19 protein-coding genes are annotated in these 17,508 nt (G+C 49.5%); 16 read left to right on the top strand and 3 right to left on the bottom strand.

Features of this window, described 5'->3' with window-relative positions:
• Positions 1–15: 15 nt before the first annotated feature.
• The 8 genes from ftsZ (at position 16) to cspD (ending at position 7,847) form a co-directional block, all read left to right on the top strand.
• Entirely contained in the window at positions 16–1,305 is a 1,290-nt protein-coding gene (ftsZ, locus tag BMX58_RS06485) for a cell division protein FtsZ (RefSeq protein ID WP_068623228.1), read from the top strand.
• Positions 1,306–1,307: 2 nt separating this feature from the next.
• Positions 1,308–1,991, top strand: coding sequence for a YggS family pyridoxal phosphate-dependent enzyme (locus tag BMX58_RS06480; RefSeq protein WP_068623227.1), 684 nt, complete (start codon positions 1,308–1,310; stop codon positions 1,989–1,991).
• 23 nt (positions 1,992–2,014) lie between these two features.
• Positions 2,015–2,488 carry a cell division protein SepF gene (locus tag BMX58_RS06475; protein WP_068623226.1) on the top strand — a complete coding sequence of 158 codons (474 nt, stop codon included), beginning with the start codon at positions 2,015–2,017 and terminating at the stop codon, positions 2,486–2,488.
• Between the two features lie 12 nt (positions 2,489–2,500).
• Complete coding sequence (locus BMX58_RS06470; protein WP_068623225.1) at positions 2,501–2,788, top strand: YggT family protein; 288 nt, start codon at positions 2,501–2,503, stop codon at positions 2,786–2,788.
• Between the two features lie 39 nt (positions 2,789–2,827).
• A complete protein-coding gene (locus BMX58_RS06465) occupies positions 2,828–3,607 on the top strand; it encodes a YlmH family RNA-binding protein (protein WP_068623224.1) in 780 nt (259 codons plus the stop codon).
• Positions 3,608–3,637: 30 nt separating this feature from the next.
• Positions 3,638–4,300, top strand: coding sequence for a DivIVA domain-containing protein (locus BMX58_RS06460; protein ID WP_068623223.1), 663 nt, complete (start codon positions 3,638–3,640; stop codon positions 4,298–4,300).
• A gap of 289 nt (positions 4,301–4,589) precedes the next feature.
• Positions 4,590–7,370: an isoleucine--tRNA ligase gene (gene ileS, locus BMX58_RS06455; protein WP_068623277.1), complete on the top strand. Its 2,781-nt coding sequence runs from the start codon at positions 4,590–4,592 to the stop codon at positions 7,368–7,370.
• Between the two features lie 276 nt (positions 7,371–7,646).
• The gene (gene cspD, locus BMX58_RS06450; RefSeq protein WP_068623222.1) at positions 7,647–7,847 is read left to right on the top strand and encodes a cold-shock protein CspD; all 201 of its coding nucleotides are present in this window, start codon (positions 7,647–7,649) and stop codon (positions 7,845–7,847) included.
• Positions 7,848–8,011: 164 nt separating this feature from the next.
• Here the strand turns inward: cspD and BMX58_RS06445 are convergent, their stop codons facing one another.
• The 3 genes from BMX58_RS06445 to BMX58_RS06435 all read right to left on the bottom strand — a co-directional run bounded on the left by BMX58_RS06445 (position 8,012) and on the right by BMX58_RS06435 (position 10,448).
• The gene (locus tag BMX58_RS06445) at positions 8,012–8,260 is read right to left on the bottom strand and encodes a GlsB/YeaQ/YmgE family stress response membrane protein (RefSeq protein ID WP_068623221.1); all 249 of its coding nucleotides are present in this window, start codon (positions 8,258–8,260) and stop codon (positions 8,012–8,014) included.
• 233 nt (positions 8,261–8,493) lie between these two features.
• Positions 8,494–9,717 (bottom strand): toxic anion resistance protein, encoded by a 1,224-nt coding sequence (locus tag BMX58_RS06440; protein ID WP_068623220.1) that lies wholly within the window; start codon positions 9,715–9,717, stop codon positions 8,494–8,496.
• Between the two features lie 11 nt (positions 9,718–9,728).
• Positions 9,729–10,448, bottom strand: a complete 720-nt coding sequence (locus BMX58_RS06435) for a 5-bromo-4-chloroindolyl phosphate hydrolysis family protein (protein ID WP_239420561.1) — start codon at positions 10,446–10,448, stop codon at positions 9,729–9,731.
• Between the two features lie 212 nt (positions 10,449–10,660).
• On the opposite strand from BMX58_RS06435, the gene BMX58_RS06430 reads away from it, so the two are divergent.
• The 8 genes from BMX58_RS06430 to BMX58_RS06395 all read left to right on the top strand — a co-directional run bounded on the left by BMX58_RS06430 (position 10,661) and on the right by BMX58_RS06395 (position 17,495).
• Positions 10,661–11,221 carry an NUDIX domain-containing protein gene (locus BMX58_RS06430; protein ID WP_068623219.1) on the top strand — a complete coding sequence of 187 codons (561 nt, stop codon included), beginning with the start codon at positions 10,661–10,663 and terminating at the stop codon, positions 11,219–11,221.
• Position 11,222: 1 nt separating this feature from the next.
• Complete coding sequence (locus BMX58_RS06425; protein WP_068623218.1) at positions 11,223–11,630, top strand: hypothetical protein; 408 nt, start codon at positions 11,223–11,225, stop codon at positions 11,628–11,630.
• A 32-nt stretch (positions 11,631–11,662) separates the two neighbouring features.
• Positions 11,663–12,355: a 5'-methylthioadenosine/adenosylhomocysteine nucleosidase gene (locus BMX58_RS06420; protein ID WP_068623217.1), complete on the top strand. Its 693-nt coding sequence runs from the start codon at positions 11,663–11,665 to the stop codon at positions 12,353–12,355.
• Between the two features lie 11 nt (positions 12,356–12,366).
• Positions 12,367–12,915, top strand: a complete 549-nt coding sequence (locus BMX58_RS06415) for a cysteine hydrolase family protein (RefSeq protein WP_068623216.1) — start codon at positions 12,367–12,369, stop codon at positions 12,913–12,915.
• A gap of 158 nt (positions 12,916–13,073) precedes the next feature.
• Positions 13,074–14,582 (top strand): helicase HerA-like domain-containing protein, encoded by a 1,509-nt coding sequence (locus tag BMX58_RS06410; protein WP_068623215.1) that lies wholly within the window; start codon positions 13,074–13,076, stop codon positions 14,580–14,582.
• A gap of 245 nt (positions 14,583–14,827) precedes the next feature.
• On the top strand, positions 14,828–15,778 hold the full coding sequence (locus BMX58_RS06405) for an ABC transporter permease (RefSeq protein WP_068623275.1): 951 nt from the start codon (positions 14,828–14,830) through the stop codon (positions 15,776–15,778).
• Positions 15,775–16,737 (top strand): iron chelate uptake ABC transporter family permease subunit, encoded by a 963-nt coding sequence (locus BMX58_RS06400; protein ID WP_068623214.1) that lies wholly within the window; start codon positions 15,775–15,777, stop codon positions 16,735–16,737. The genes BMX58_RS06405 and BMX58_RS06400 overlap by 4 nt, the downstream gene beginning before the upstream one ends.
• Entirely contained in the window at positions 16,734–17,495 is a 762-nt protein-coding gene (locus BMX58_RS06395) for an iron ABC transporter ATP-binding protein (RefSeq protein WP_068623213.1), read from the top strand. Before BMX58_RS06400 ends, BMX58_RS06395 begins: the two co-directional genes overlap by 4 nt.
• Positions 17,496–17,508 lie beyond the last annotated feature (13 nt).

Raw genomic sequence — 17,508 nt, 5'->3', positions numbered from 1 at the left:
ATAGGAGGAAATGAAATGGAATTGGAATTCGATTCAAGCATGAATGATGGGGCAAAAATTAAAGTGATCGGTGTCGGTGGAGCGGGCAGCAATGCCGTGAACCGCATGATCGAAGAAGGCGTGCAAGGCGTGGAATTCATCGTTGCCAATACGGATACGCAAGCCTTGAATGCGTCAAAAGCAGAAACAAGAATCCAACTCGGACCTAAATTGACAAAAGGTTTGGGCGCAGGTTCGGTTCCGGAAGTGGGCCGCAAAGCTGCAGAAGAAAGCGAACAACAAATCGCTGAAGCTTTAGCCGGCGCAGACATGATCTTCGTCACTTGCGGAATGGGCGGCGGTACCGGTACAGGTGCAGCCCCTATCGTAGCCAGGATCGCCAAAGACCTTGGGGCTTTGACTGTCGGTGTCGTTACGCGTCCGTTCACTTTTGAAGGGCCAAAAAGAGGCCGTTACGCAGCTGAAGGGATCGCTGAATTGAAAGCGAACGTCGATACATTGGTCATCATCTCCAACAATCGCCTCTTGGAAATCGTCGACAAAAAGACGCCGATGTTGGAAGCGTTCCGTGAAGCCGATAATGTGTTGCGTCAAGGGGTTCAAGGGATCTCTGACCTGATCACAGCTCCAGGATACGTCAACTTGGACTTCGCTGATGTGAAGACCGTCATGAAGGACCAAGGTTCAGCCCTGATGGGTATCGGTATCGCATCCGGCGAAAACCGTACGGCTGAAGCAACCAAAAAAGCCATTTCTTCCCCATTGCTGGAAGTTTCCATCGATGGCGCCGAGCAGATCTTGCTGAACATCACCGGCGGATCGGACTTGACCTTGTTCGAAGCACAGGATGCGAGCGATATCGTAGCGCAAGCTTCAACATCCGAAGTGAACATCATCTTCGGTACATCCATCAATGAAAACTTGGGCGACGAAGTCATCGTCACAGTCATCGCTACAGGGATCGACGACAAAAAAAAAGATGAAAAAAAAACCGCTAATCGCGGAGGGAGTGCTTTCAAAGGGCGCAAAGAAGTAGGCAACACGCCTATTTCCTACCAAGAAAAGTATGTTCCGAGCGAAAAGGCGGAAGAAAAGCCAGCCAAGGATCTGTTCGGTGATTGGGATATCCGCAGGGATACGAGCGTGAGAGAGCAAGCTCCTGCCCAATCCGAAACGGAACCGGAAGCATTCCCGGTGAAACAAGCAGAAGACAATTATCCACGTTATCATGAACAAAAAGAGGAAAGAAACGGTGGAGAGGATTCCCTGGATACACCACCATTCTTCCGCAAGAGACGCAGATAAGCATGACCATCGAAAAGAACTGCCGGATAGTGGAGTCGACTGTGGAAGCGGCCTGCTCGGCGGTCGGCCGCAACCGGGAAGACGTGACCGTCATTGCCGTCACGAAGACGAGACCGGTTGAACAAGTGGAAGAATTGTACCGCTTGGGATACCGCCATTTTGCGGAAAACCGTCTGGAGGGCCTGATCGAAAAGCAAGCAGCCCTTCCTCAGGAAGACATCGTCTGGCACTATATAGGCACTCTCCAGACAAGGAAAGTGAAGCAGGTGATCAACCGCATCGCCTACTTCCATGCCCTGGATCGCCCTTCATTGGCAAAAGAAATCAATGAACGGGCGGAAAAGCCTGTTTCTTGCTTCGTGCAAGTCAACGTTACGGGTGAAAGTTCCAAACATGGGCTTTCCGTGTCCGAGGCAATCCCTTTCATCAAGAGCCTGGAAAGTTTACCGAATATCATCGTTGTCGGATTGATGACGATGGCACCCATTGATGCTACAGACGTGGAGTTGCATCAATGCTTTAAGGATCTGAAAAGGATGCAAGAGCAAGTAGCGGCGTTGAACTTGATGCATGCCCCCTGCACAGAGACAAGCATGGGCATGAGCCAAGATTATCCGACAGCGATTGCCGAAGGGTCGACCTTCGTACGTGTCGGCTCGGCATTTTTTGCCGAAACAGAAGCGTAGACTAGGAAGAGGTGAGGGGTCTTATGGGTCTGAAAGATTTATTCCGAAAGTACTTCGTCATTGAAGATGAGGAGGACGGATATGAGGAAGTCGCTGAACCAACGGCATTCGTTCCCGTCCGCAGATCCGAGCGCAATGAGGAAGAAGCTCCGTCTTATCGGAGCACCCAAAAAAGATCGACGAAAGCAAAGGTGATTCCCATGAATCAGCAAGCGATGACCGAAAAAGCCAGCATCCATGTCGTGGAGCCAAGAGTCTATTCCGAAGTGGAAAAGATTGCCGACAACCTTTTGCGGAATCAGGCAGTCCTGCTTAATTTCAAGCGGATCGATGCGGAACAGGCAAAACGGATCGTGGATTTCCTGACGGGAACGGTGTATGCAATCGGCGGAGAAATCAAACGCGTCGGCGATGAAATTTTTTTATGCACCCCCGCTTCAGTAGGCGTCGAAGGCGCACTAGCCGAAACACTGGAAGAAGAGCGTTCGTTTTACTAGAAAGGAAACATAATGACACAATTATTGATTGGACTGTTACAGATAATCCGTTGGAGCATTTCGGCCTATTCGACTATCCTGTTGGTGTACGCATTGATGAGTTGGTTGCCGGGAGCAAGAACCTCCAAATTCGGCTATATCATCGCCAGCATCGTGGAGCCTTACCTGGACATATTCAGAAGACTGATCCCCTCTGTAGGCATGGTGAGCTTCAGTGTGGTGGCGGGCATCCTGTTCCTGAATTTGGTGGAATACGGAGCGCAGGTCGTCATCCTGTTCCTGATCAGAGTGCTGAATTGACGGACATTTTTTCATCAAACGAAAAAGTGAGGGATTCGCATGCAAGAAGTTTATCAACATTTCCGCAAGGAAGAGCAGTCGTTCATCGACAATGCCCAGTCTTGGATTACGCAAGCTGAGGAAACCTATACACCGTATCTGACGGATTTCCTGGATCCCCGGCAGCAGTACATCATTGAGATGCTGGTCGGGAAAAAAGGCGAGGTCCATGTCCATTTCTATGGGGGGTATGAAGCGGCTGAACGCAAGCGGGCGATCATCTGCCCCGAATATTTCAGCCCGACCCAAAGCGATTTCGAAATAGAGCTTACGGAAGTCGTCTACCCGTCCAAATTTGCCAGCTTGACTCACGGCAAAATCCTAGGCACTTTGACCGGAACCGGCATGAAAAGGGAACTTTTCGGCGACATTTTGTCTGACGGCACGCGCTGGCAATTCCTGATGGCGTCGAATATAGCCGGGTACGTGCATGCCCAGGTCACCAAGATCGGCAAGGTCAGTGTGCGGCTTGAGGGCCGCTCCTATACCGATCTGATCACCCCTATCGATGATTGGACGATCGTGCATGACACGGTCAGTTCGCTGAGGCTGGATACAGTCATTGCTGCGATTTACAATATTTCGCGGCAACGGGCCAAAGAGTTGGTGACCGGCGGAAAAGTGAAATTGAACTGGGCAGTTTTCGAACGGCCTGATTTCGAATTGGGACTTTTGGACATCGTGTCCATCCGCGGTTACGGAAGGATCCAGATCAAAGCCATTGAGGGCAAGTCCAAAAAAGACAAATGGCGCGTCGAGTTTGGCGTATTGTATAAATAAAGAATGACAAGAACGAAAGGTGTGTATTAGATGAGCTTGACTCCATTAGACATTCAACACAAGGAATTCCCTGTCAAAATTAAAGGGTACGACAAAGAACAAGTCAACGACTTTTTGGATGCAGTCACCAAAGAATTTGAAGAAGTCATCAAACAAAATAAAGATCTGCAAAAACAACTGAAATTTGCCGAAGAAAAACTGCAGCATTTCAGCAACTTGCAGGATGCCCTGAACAAGTCGATCGTCGTGGCGCAGGATGCCGCCGACAGACTGAAAGAAAATGCGCGCAAAGAGGCTGAAATCATCTTGTTTGAAGCTGAAAAAAGTGCGGATCGCCTGTTGCAGGAAGCGGCCGGAAAAGCCACAAAAATTAATGAAGAGACGGATGCGGTCCGCAAGGAAAGCCGCAATTTCAAACAGAAGCTGCAGCTGCTTGTTGAGTCCCAACTGAACCTCATCATGAATGATGAGTGGAACAATCTGTTGAACGCTTCCCCGGAAGGCCAAGTGTCAACACCCACTTTGAATGAAGTCTTGTCCAACCGCACCCGCATCATCGATGACTTGGTCGCAAATTCAGATGATGCCGCCGAATTCGAAGTCGGCGGAAGACTGGCTGAAGAAGCAAGAGCGGAAGAGAAACTTGCCGCAGCTGCATTGGAAGCTATTGAAATTCCGGAAGAAAACAAGTAGAATCTAATTATTGAAGAATGGAACACCCGAAAAAAAGACACTTTCAGCGAATTGGCGTATGGTGGAAGGCCAATAAGTCCCTCTTTTTCCAGGATCCTCCATGAGAATCTTTTTGAACAGACAGAAGTAAAAAAGGTCGCCTGAGCAGCGTTAACGGTTTGCAAGAGGAAGCATGACAGCCGATTTCGGCCGTTGTCGCTTTGAATTTGGGTGGTACCACGAAGACTTCGTCCCTTTTGGAGACGGGTCTTTTTTTGTAGAAAAAATCATGAAAAGGGAGTTTCCGATAATGAAAATGAAAGATACGCTGCACTTGGGAAAAACAGCTTTTCCGATGAAAGCTAATTTGCCTGTCCGTGAATTGGAATGGCAGAAGGATTGGGAAGAAAAGGATATCTATGCAAAAAGACAAGAACTGAATGCGGACAAACCGACTTTTGTCCTGCACGACGGCCCTCCTTACGCCAATGGCGCCGTCCACATGGGACATGCCCTGAACAAAATCAGCAAGGACATCATTGTCCGCTCGAAGTCCATGTCCGGATTCCGCTCTCCATACGTTCCGGGTTGGGATACACATGGTCTGCCGATCGAACAAGCCCTAACGAACACAGGCGTGAACCGCAAGGCGATGAGCCTGGCTGAATTCCGCAAGTTATGCGAAGATTATGCTTGGAAACAGATCGACGGACAGAGAACCGTCTTCAAACGTTTGGGCATCGCAGGCGATTGGGAAAATCCATACGTGACGCTGTTGCCGAAATATGAAGAAGCCGAAATCCGTGTGTTCGGGAAGATGGCGGAAAAAGGCTACATCTATAAAGGCCTGAAGCCTATCTACTGGTCGCCATCCAGCGAATCCTCGCTGGCGGAAGCCGAAATCGAATACAAAGATGTGAAGTCCGCTTCCATCTATGTGGCTTTCCAGATCAAGGACGGCAAAGGGATCTTGGACAACGACACCGCCTTCGTCATCTGGACGACCACACCTTGGACTTTGCCGGCGAACTTGGGCATTTCCGTAAATGCTGATTTCGACTATGTGGTTGTATCCGCTGACGGCAGGAAATTTGTTGTCGCCAAGGAATTGATCGGTACGGTCAAAGAAGCGATTGGATGGGAATCCGTGGAAGTCCTGCAGGAACTGAAAGGTTCGGAGTTGGAGTATATGACAGCCCAACACCCGTTCTATGATCGCGAAGCCTTAGTAATGGTAGGGGACCATGTAACGCTTGAAGCCGGTACTGGGCTGGTCCATACCGCTCCAGGCCACGGTGAGGACGACTATCTCGTCAGCAAAAAATATGGCCTGGAAGTACTGTCCCCGATCGACAACAAAGGTTGCTACACAGCTGAAGCACCAGGTTTCGAAGGCGTATTCTACGACAAAGCCAATAAACTGATCACTGATCTGCTGGCTGAAAAAGGCGCGCTGCTGAAGCTGGACTTCTTCGTCCACAGCTATCCGCATGATTGGCGCACCAAGAAACCGGTCATTTACCGCGCGACGCCGCAATGGTTCGCTTCCATCGATAAATTCCGTCAGGACATCCTGGACGAAATCGACAATGTCGAATGGCTGCATCCGTCCGGCAAAGTCAGATTGTTCAACATGATCCGCGACCGCGGCGACTGGGTCATTTCCCGCCAACGAGTTTGGGGCGTGCCGTTGCCGATCTTCTATGCGGAGAATGGCGAACCGATCATCACTCCGGAAACAATCGATCATGCCGCAACCTTGATCGGCGAATTCGGATCGAACGTGTGGTTCGAGCGGGAAGCAAAAGACTTGCTTCCTGAAGGGTTCACGCATCCGGGCAGTCCGAACGGGGAATTCACGAAGGAAATGGACATCATGGACGTTTGGTTCGATTCCGGTTCCTCGCACGAAGCTGTGCTGCGCGCAAGGGAAGATCTGACCTTCCCTGCCGATATGTACTTGGAAGGTTCCGATCAGTACCGCGGTTGGTTCAACTCGAGCATCACGACCAGCGTTGCGATCAACGGAGTTGCACCTTACAAAACAGTCCTTTCGCAAGGTTTCGTTTTGGATGGGGAAGGCCGCAAAATGAGCAAATCGTTGGGCAACACGGTCCTGCCGGAAAAAGTCGTCAAGAACATGGGCGCGGACATCATCCGCCTATGGGTATCCAGTGTCGACTATGAATCCGATGTCCGGATCAGCGACGACATCCTGAAGCAAGTTTCCGAAACTTACCGCAAAATCCGCAACACGATGCGTTTCCTGATCGGGAATACGGAAGATTTCCAACCGAAGGAGCATGCAGTGGCCTACGAAGAGCTGCGCAGCGTCGATCAATACATGATGGCGCGCTTGGATCAAGTTGTTGAAACTTGCGTGACAGCCTATAAAGAGTACGAGTTCTCGACCATCTACCAAACGATCATGAACTTCTGCACGGTTGATCTGTCGGCATTCTATCTTGATTTTGCCAAAGATGTCGTCTATATCGAAAAAGCGGATAATGCAGAAAGACGCGCGATGCAGACTGTGTTTTACGAAGTGTTGGTCAAGTTGGCCAAACTTTTGACCCCGATCATCCCGCACACGACGGAAGAAATCTGGAGTTTCCTGAAAGAAGAGGAGCAGTACGCACAATTGGCTGAATTGCCGGAAATCAGCATCCGCGAAGACCAGTCCCAAATTTTGGGCCAATGGGAAAAATTCATGGATATCCGTGATGCGGTATTGAAAGCACTGGAAGTTGCGCGTAATGAGAAGACGATCGGAAAATCTTTTGAGGCGCATCTGTCGCTGTTCGTGGACCAGGAAACAAAAGCGCTGTTCGACTCTTTGGATGCGAATCTGGAGCAATTATTCATCGTTTCGCATCTCGATGTCAATGAATTGGCAGCTGCTCCAGCCGAAGCGGTGCCGTTCGATCATCTTGCCGTTCTGGTGGAGCACGCACATGGCGAAACATGCGAAAGATGCCGTGCCATCAAGGAAGAGGTCGGACAAATCGAGGATGCGACTTCCCTATGCAGACGTTGCGCGGATATTGTGAGATCCGAATATCCGGAAGCCCTCGTGCAGGAAGAAGCCTGATCCCTGCTCGTCGTGCCGCGTTAAAATGATGTGAATATAGAGCAAGAGCACGCAAGATGACGGATTCTGACGTCGTTTTTGCGTGCTTCTGTTGATTTTTGGCAGAGGAGACAAAGATTTTATCTTTTGAGGAATATTTTTTAAAGAAAGCGCATAAATTCCTCTTGAATTTGGGCGGGAAATTCGTTATAATTATATTAGTAACTTGAACTAATATGATACTAATTATTTGTATTAGCATTTTACCAATGAAAATTTTGGAGGTATTACACGATTATGGAACAAGGAAAAGTAAAATGGTTTAACGGCGAAAAAGGTTTTGGATTCATCGAAGTTGAAGGAAAAGACGATGTATTCGTACATTTCTCAGCTATCCAAGGCGAAGGCTTCAAAACTTTGGAAGAAGGCCAAGAAGTTGAATTCGAAATCGTTGACGGCAACCGCGGACCTCAAGCAGCTAACGTTGTAAAATTATAATCCTATTTTTTCACATTAGCGCATCCAAAGCGCACCGGAAGTTTCTTCCGGTGCGCTTTTTGAATGCAAAAAAACCGTTGTTCCTGCAATCCGCCACACGATCGCAAAACAACGGTTCTATCATAAAACAGATATCCTATCTGCTAGGGTCCGAATCGGAAAGGTTACTTCTTCATGCTTCGCAGAAGGAAGGATAGGATGAAAATCAGGATGACTGCCCCGACCAATGCAGGAACGATGTAGAATCCGCCGATTTCAGGCCCCCATGCTCCAAATAAAGTTGTTCCTAACCATGAACCGACAAAACCAGCGACGATGTTTCCGATTATGCCACCGGGGACATCCTTGCCCAAAAACGATCCTGCCAACGCGCCTAAGATTCCGCCAACAATTAAAGACCAAATAAAGCCCATTTCTTTTCCTCCTTTTCTTTAAATACAAATGCAGTAACAATATAGTTATTTCTAATTAACTATACTCCTATTATATATAAAATGAGTCACATTACAAATAATAAGCCCTTGCGACGGAAGGTTTTCAGAAAAAGCAAGGCGCTTCGCTCGATGGGCTTCCCAAGAAAAGCTTATCGAAGGTCCGGCTCAGCACCAAAGGAAAGACTGCCCCGAAACGGAGCAGTCCTGAGGCATCAATGAAGTTGTTGTTCCTGTTGGTGGATATCCAATAATTTGCCCTTCAGATCGTTTTCCATCTGCGCCAATTCCTTTTCGGCTTCTTTGCGCTTGATGCGGCCTTCCTGTTGGATTTTGATGGTCTCCTCCAATGTTTCGATCAAGTCCTGTTGTGTCTGCTTGAGCGTTTCGATATCGATCACACCCCGTTCATTTTCTTTGGCCGTTTCGATGGCTGAAATTTTCAACATTTCAGAATTCTTGCGCATCAGATCGTTGGTGGTTTGCGACACTTGCCTTTGCGCTGTCACTGCATCCTTTTGGCGCAACAGGGTCAAGGCGATGGCCACTTGGTTTTTCCACAGCGGAATGGCGGTATGGATCGAGGACTGGATTTTTTCGGCCAGTGCCTGGTTCGTGTTTTGGATCAGGCGGATCTGCGGAGCCTGTTGGATCGTCATCTGTCTGGTCAAACGCAGGTCATGCGTACGTTTTTCGAGTCGATCGAGGAACTGCTTCAGGTCGTTGACGATCTGCACATCCATCTGGCTCTGGGAGGCCTCGGCAGTTTGGATTGCACGAGGGATCACATTATTCTGCAGCTCCTCCATTTTGACTTCCCCGGCAGCGATGTAGATGTTCAGAGCTTCAAAATAATCCTTGTTTTTTTGGTACAGCTGCTCCAAGGTGACATTGTCGTTCAGCAAACCGTTCTTTTCCCTGTCCAATTTGATCGCGATCTTATCGATTTGGGCACCAATCTTTTGGTATTTTGCCGTCATCTCATAGGCGGATTGTTTGACCTTGCCGAAGATTTTGCGGAAGACATTGTTGTCCTCTGCCCGCAGGTCTTCCGGTTTGGCCTCGTTGAGACGGTACATCAGATCGTTCAAGGAATCGCCGATTTCGCCGGTATCCTGGTTCTGGACATGATCCAGCATCGAATGAGAGAATTCGCCCAATTGTTTTTGGGCTGCCGCGCCATAGCTGATGATGGCCTGCATGTTATTTTCATCGATTTGTCCGGCCAATGCCAATGCTTGCTTTTGCCTTTCCTCCGGCAAACGATCGATCAGCCGATCTGGATTGATCACCGCGTTCGCAGCTTCCGGTGCAGCGGCAATCACCGCTGGCTGGGCAAATGGATCGGCAAAAGGGTTGGCCAGCAAATCATCCAACTCCTGGTTGACATCCTTGTTGTTAGTTTGTTTGTTCTGTCCTGCAGCATCAAATGGATCCATCCGTATTCCTCCTAGATTTCTTCGTCCAAAGCATTTACGGTGCTTTTTCCTTCATTATCCCTTTTCAAAACTTGCTTTGCAAGTTCCAACTCGATGTCCATATCCTCGATGTCATTGGACATGAAGCGCACGTAATCCTCAGCGATCAGACGGCACATCTCATCGATCGTCTGGGCGCAATTGTCCAAGGCTGTGTATGTTTCCTTCGGTTTGGAGACATGGCCGTCAATCGTAATATATTTTTCCGTCAGTTCCTTCAAGCTGGGAAGATTCGTGTACAGGAATTTGTCGACTTCATGCAGTCGGTTGGGCTGATTGACGATATTCCGGAAGAAGTCCTTCAGTATGCCCACCGTGTCGTTGCGTGCGGCGATCGCCTTCAATTTTGAGCGCTGCTGCAGATTGGATTCGATGTCTTCGATAGTTGTTTTCGCTTGGGCCATTGTGCTGCGGAAGTAAGCGATCTGATCCTTGGTCATTCCTTTCGAATGGTAGAATGCCTCTTTGTCGGCGCTGAGTCTGCCCGGCGCGTTCTTTTGTTTCTGTGCCTTCAGTGGCCATTGGATTCTTCCGCCGTTTTGGGCGTAGTACAAGAAGATGCCCAGCGCGAGGGTCAGCGCAATCGAAGTCCAGAAATCAAACCCGAATATGAAATAGAATACCACCAATGCAATCAGGCTGATGACGCTGGAAAACGTATATCTCAAAATATCTTTAATGTTGCTCCACATAACCATTTCCTCCTTTGAATACATGCTGTCCACTTTGTCTGTGCTTATGCTATTATTCTAGCATAAAAGCGCGGTGGTCACCTATCGGCCGAAAGGATGATTTTGACTGCCGCTGCCTGTTTTGGGCGAATCTCGCGAGACTCTTGTAAATTGCGGAAAAGATAGGTTATGATAATACATGATCAAGAGAGTGGATAGGGGAGGTACAAAATATGGAATTTGAAGAAAAAACAGTTAAAAGCGAGAGAATATTCGATGGCGTCTTGTTGCATTTGGTGCGGGAAGAAGTGCTGTTGCCGAACGGAAAAACCTCAGTCAGGGAGATGATCAGGCATCCGGGTGCCGTAGCGATGATTCCCTTCACTTCCGACGGCAAAATGGTGATGGTCAGGCAGTTCCGGAAACCATTGGATCGGACCGTGGTCGAAATCCCGGCAGGAAAATTGGAGACATCCGATAAGGAGCCCTTGGTGGCAGCCATTCGCGAACTGGAGGAAGAGACGGATTATCGTGCGGAGCAGTGGTCCGAATTGGCGGTCTTCTATCCGACACCGGCTTACTTGGATGAGCGGATCACAATCTATCTGGCGGAAGGATTGACGAAAATCGAAAATTCTTTGCCGATGGATGAGGATGAATTCATCGAGGTATTGGAATTGACATACGATGAAGCAAAAGCTTTGCAGGAATCCGGAGAAATCTGCGATTCGAAAACCATCTACGCCATGCTTTATTGGGAGATGCGTCTTTTGCGCGAAAGAATCGAGGGATAGGATGTCAGAACCAAAGAAACCGCTGATCACCCGGGAACGTTATCGCCAGTACAAAAGGGACCAAGCAACCCAAACAGGGGCGGAGGGCAAAAAAATCATGCCCCCGCTGAAAGTGCCTGAGCGATCCGCCACTCCGGCAAACGAAAAAGGAAACAGACCGGCTCCTGCTGCGGCTGAAAAAAGAAGCACGCCAACCGAAAAGAAAAGGTCGGAGAACGGCAACAAAGCCCCAATCGTCAAGCCGAAAATAAAGCTGTTCCGCAAGGCTGAAAAACAGCCAGCCACCGCGAAGGCGCAGCGCCTATCGGACAAGGAGAGAGGCAGGAGATTGGACAGCTATCTGAACAAAGCCATCCTGATCGTCATCCTGCTGATCATTTTGGTCTTCGCGATTGCTTTCGTTCTTTGATCTAAAATGCAGCTACCAGAAAGGAAACACGTATGATCGGAATTATTGGAGCAATGGAAGAAGAAAACCGTATATTGTTGGAAAATATGACAGACAGAACAGAAGAAAGCCATTTCCACCTCGTTTTCACAAGAGGGAAAATCGAAAACCAGGAAGTGGTATTGGTCCAGTCGGGCATCGGCAAAGTCAATTCGGCGATTGCCGCCGCCTTCATCATCGATCGTTACCGTCCTGACTTCGTCATCAATACGGGATCGGCCGGCGGACTGCAGGAAAGTCTGCATGTCGGGGATGTCGTTGTGGCGGATAAGGTCGCTTATCATGATGTCGACGCCACCGCATTCGGCTATTCCGTAGGGCAAGTTCCGCAGATGCCGCATTACTATGAAGCGGATCAACAAGTCGTCGAAAAGATAACCCGCGCAGCAGAAAAAGTCGGTCTGCATGTCGTCCAAGGAACGATTGTCTCCAGCGATTCGTTCATCGCTTCAGAGAGCGGTACAAGCCGCATCAAAGAAAGTTTCCCCGACGCCTTTGCAACTGAAATGGAAGGGGCATCGATCGCTCAGGCCTGTTATGTAATGGGGACGCCATTCGCAATCATCCGCGCCATTTCGGACGGAGCAAGCGACGGCGCGGCGCAGACATTCGACGAATTCATCGTCGAAGCCGGGAAAAAATCCGCAGAGATGGTCATCGAACTGCTGAAAAATAACCAAGAATAGAGGGAATGCCCATGAGAGCATTGTTGTCGATTGATTATACGAATGATTTTGTCGCGACAGACGGCGCTTTGACGACTGGAGCCGATGGACAGCGCATCGAATCGGAATTGGTCGCGGTCACGCAGTCTTTTGTCGAAAAAGGTGACTTTGTCGTTTTTGCCATCGATTGTCATGACGCCGAGGACGTGTACCATCCCGAGAATAAACTGTTCCCGCCGCACAACCTTGCCGGTACTGCAGGAAGAGAACTGTACGGCTCTTTGGCGGCTCTCTATGAGGAGCATAAAGACAGCCGGAACGTGTATTGGATCGACAAGCGCCACTACTCCGCCTTCAGCGGCACAGATTTGGATGTTCGCCTGCGGGAACGGGGTATCACGGAAATCCATTTGACGGGTGTCTGCACCGACATCTGTGTCTTGCATACGGCAGTGGATGCATACAATCTCGGCTACAGGATCGTCATCCATGAGAAAGCTGTCGCAAGTTTTGATCCGATCGGCCACGACTGGGCCTTGCGGCATTTTTCCGGTTCATTGGGAGCGGAAATCATCAGGTAATGAGGGACTTGAACCACTCACCCGACTTTTGGCGGAGTGGTTTTTGCTTTCCGCTGCACTTTCTGGCGTTGCTTTTGAAAGAGAGGGCTTACGGTTGTACGCTGTTTTCAAAATATTGTACAATAAGAGTGAAATGTCAGGCTTAGGAGGGATTTTGAATGCGCCAAGAACTGGTGATCGGGCAAGGGGAAAATCCGGCAATCATCCAGATGGATAAGCTGAATCGGCATGGGCTGATAGCCGGTGCGACCGGCACAGGCAAAACGGTGACGTTGAAAGTTATCGCAGAACAATTGAGCAAAGCCGGCATCCCGGTCTTTCTTGCGGACGTCAAAGGGGATTTGGCGAGCATTGCGGAGCCGGGTGAATGGAACGAAAAAATAAGGGAAAGGGTGACGAGGCTGCAGCCGGCGGATTTTGAACTCCGTGGCTACCCGGTGGAACTGCTGGATATTTTCGGTTCGAGCGGTGTGCCCGTGCGGACGACCATTTCCGATATGGGCCCGCTCCTGTTGTCGCGACTTCTGGGGCTCAATGAGACCCAGGAAGGGATCATGAATATTGCTTTCAAAGTGGCGGATGAGAAACAGCTCCTGCTCATCGACATCAAAGATCTGCGGGCCATCCTGAATTTTGTCGGAGACAATGCGGCGGAATTGCGCCGCGAATACGGAAATGTCTCAAAGCAATCCATTGGTGCGATCTTGAGAGGCTTATTGGTGATCGAAGAACAGGGCGGCAACCTTTTCTTTGGCGAGCCGATGTTCGATATCCAGGATCTGTTAAAAGCGGATGCGGATGGTCGCGGTTATGTGAACATTCTGATGGCGAACCGGCTGTTCATGTCGCCAAAACTCTATTCGACGTTCCTGTTGTGGTTCCTTTCGGAGTTGTACGAGCAATTGCCGGAAGTCGGTGATCTGGAAAAGCCGAAGATCGTTTTCTTTTTTGATGAAGCGCATGTCCTCTTCCAGGATATTCCGGATATCCTGGAGGAAAAAATCGAGCTCATTGTACGGCTGATCCGTTCCAAAGGAGTCGGGGTTTATTTCGTGACGCAAAATCCTACCGATCTCCCGAATGCCATTTTGAGCCAACTGGGCAACAAGATCCAACATGCTTTGCGCGCCTTTACGCTGAAGGAACAGAAGACAGTCAAAGCGGTCGCTGATACCTTCCGGCAACGCGAGGGGGAAGAATTGGCTAAAAAAGTGACGGAGCTCAAAGTCGGGGAAGCGCTGGTGTCTTTTCTCGATCCGGAAGGGACCCCCGGCTATGTTCAGCAAGTCATGATTTATCCGCCGGAGAGCAAGATGGGCATTCTGGACCCGCTCGTCAAGACAGAAAAAATCAACCGTTCCTTGTTGTTTTATAAATACAGCGAGGCAATCGACAGGGAATCCTCTTATGAGCAACTTCAGCGTTTGGCGGAAATAAAAGCGATCGAGCTGGAAGAGAACGAAGAACTGGCCGCGAGGGAAAAGGAAAAAGCCGAACAGCTGAAAAAACTCGAAAATGAACGCCAAAGGGAACAAAGCCGGCAAAAACGGGCGGGCAGTTCCCGCGATTCCACAATGGACCGATTCACCAAAAATTTGATGTCGCAAATCGGCCGGGAAGTCGGCCGGGTCATTTCCCGAGGGATCTTAGGCATCCTGAAAAAATGAAGTCATTCCGAAAAAGACCAGTCCGTCAAAAGGGCTGGTCTTTTTCGTGACGTTTTTTCGCGGTTCAGGCTAGACCAAAACACTGTATTTAAGATTCGCTTACTTTTTTTCATGGAAATCTCATTTGTGGTCTTGTGTTTTATTCCGGCTTCAAGTAGAATAGCACCTATACCATTAAATGAGAATGGTTCTCAATTAGAATCGTTCTCATTAAGGAATTGCTTTTGGAAGATGGTGAGTTGAGCTTGAAGAAATTATTGTTTGTTTTGGCGGTGGCAGCTGCAGTTTTGCTTTCCTTGGGAGTGGGGACGGCCGCATTCTCGATGGAGCAGTTGCTGGCCGGGAACAGCACGGACCGTCTGATATTGGTGTCGTCACGCCTGCCGAGGACGATTACGGTTTTATTGGCTGGAGCGGGTTTGGCGTTATCCGGACTGGTCATGCAAGCATTGACGCAGAACCGGTTTGCCGCCCCCGACACAGTCGGGACTGTGGATGCGGCGAAGGTGGGGATGCTGTGCGGCATGGTTTTCTTTCCCAGCTTATCGGTTATGGGGAAGATGGCTCTTTCCTTCTCCTTTGCCGCGGCGGGGACTTTCCTGTTTTTGATCGTCGTGAATCGCTTGCCTTTCAAAAGCCAGATGACGATACCGTTGCTGGGCCTGATGTACGGAAACATTCTGGGGGGCATCGCCAACTTTTTTGCTTTTCGCTTCAACGTCACGCAAAACCTTTCCGCCTGGATGCAGGGAAATTTTTCATTGGTGATCAAAGGGCAGTACGAGGGGATGTACCTCATTTTCCTGTTGTCCGCGGCCCTTTATTTCTTTGCAGACCATTTGACGATTGCGCGCTTCGGTAAGGATGCGGCCAAAAACCTCGGATTGCCGTTCGAAGCGGTCCTTTTCATCGGGACGCTGTTCGTGTCTTTGGCGGTCGCCGTCATCTTGAGCACGGTCGGAAATCTTCCTTTTTTGGGAGTGATCATCCCGAATCTCGTCTCGTTGCGCTTCGGTGACAATGTCCGCAGTACCCATGGCAAAACCGCCCTTTTCGGAGCGATTTTCCTGTTGCTGTGCGATGTGTTCTCGCGTTCGGTCATCCCCCCGTACGAAATACCGGTGGAGACGGTGCTCGGTGTTTTCGGCGGCGGGCTGTTCTTGTGGCTGCTGCTGAGAGGAGGGCGCCCCGCATGAAGAACGCATCGAAAAACCGCATCGTCATGAAACGCTTGGCTATCCTTGCCGTTGCTGTGGCTTGCCTTTTTTTCTTTTGGGATTTGGGCAACGCCAGCCGGTTCATCATCGGCTGGCGCAGCACGAAGCTGTTGACTTTTTCAGTCATCAGCATCAGTACTGCCTTTGCCACAGTCAGCTTTCAGACCGTCGTTCTCAGCAACTTTTTGACGCCCAGCCTACTGGGAGTCGAGTCCTTCTACCGCTTGCTCCAGACAATGCTGATGTACTTCAGTTTCTCGTTTTTGGGCAGCCAATTGAGCGCCGAGCGGCAGTTCCTTTTTTTGGTATTCCTGATGCTGGGAAGTTATTTCTTGCTGTACCGGCTTTCGTGGCAACGGTACAATTACGATATGCAGATCATCCTGATGATCGGGCTTGTCATGGGGACATTCTTCAACAGCATCAGTTCCTTCATGCAAGTGCTGATGGATCCGAATGAATACGATAAACTCCAGACGAAGCTGTTTGCCAGTTTTCAGAACATCAATGGTTCCGTACTTGTTTTGGCAGCGCCGATCGCCTTGTTCTCGGTCATCAGCCTGTGGCGCAAGCGGAAAGTATTGGAGGTTTTGGGTCTGGGAACGCAGACAGCCAAAAATCTGGGTGTCGCTGTCGAAAAGGAAACGAAGCTTGCCTTCATGCATGCCATCCTCTTGATGACCGTTTCGGCGGCGCTCGTCGGACCGATGATGTTTCTCGGTTTTGTGGCTGCGAACATCGCTTATCGGCTGTTCAGGACCTATTGCCTGAACTATCTGTTGCCTGGCGCAAGTCTGCTCAGTTTTGTGATGATTGTGGCAGGGCAATTCATCGCCGAAGAAGTGTTCAAACTGCAAACGAATGTGAGCATTCTGGTCGAACTGTTCGGGGGCATCTATTTCTTTTGGTTATTATGGAAGGAAAGGGGCAAATTATGAAAATCACTAACGTCAGCAAAGCCTATGAGAATGAAAAAGTGTTGGACGACATCTCCTTGGCGATCGAGAAGGGTAAAATCACAGCTTTCATCGGTCCGAACGGCGCCGGCAAAAGCACGCTCCTTTCGGTCATCAGCCGTTTGTTGACGAAGGACGAGGGGATATTGACGATCCGCGGGAAAGAGATCGAGGCTTGGCAGTCCGATGAACTGGCGAAGGAGCTTTCGATCCTGAAACAACAGAATGCCTATCAGGTGCGCATGACGGTCCGCGAATTGGTCTCGTTCGGCAGGTTCCCCTATACGAAGGGCAGACTGAATGATGCGGATCAGGCAATGATCGATAAGGTTTTGGGCTATCTGAATCTGGCAGCATTCGCCAACCGCTATTTGGATACGTTGTCTGGCGGACAGCTCCAACGGGCGGCCATCGCGATGATACTGGTTCAGGACACCGAGTATATCCTTTTGGATGAACCTTTGAACAACCTCGACCTGAAACAGAGCATCGTGACGATGCAGACCATCCGCAATCTGGCGGACGAACTGGGCAAAACGATTCTTGTCGTCATCCACGACGTCAATTTCGCATCCGTTTTTTCGGACAACATCATCGCCATGAAAAACGGAAAAGTCTTCCGGAGCGGCACGGTCGAGGAAGTGATCCGGACCCAAGTTTTGCAGGAATTGTATGAAGTGCCATTGGAAGTCATCACAACTGCCGATGGGAAAAAACATTGCACTTATCAAGCAATTTAAAATAGAGGAGAAT

Origin of the sequence: Trichococcus ilyis, from assembly GCF_900109135.1 — a bacterium.
In the GTDB taxonomy this organism is placed as follows: domain Bacteria; phylum Bacillota; class Bacilli; order Lactobacillales; family Aerococcaceae; genus Trichococcus; species Trichococcus ilyis.
Note: the sequence above shows the minus strand (reverse complement) of the source record. Positions and strands in the feature narration are given on the sequence as shown.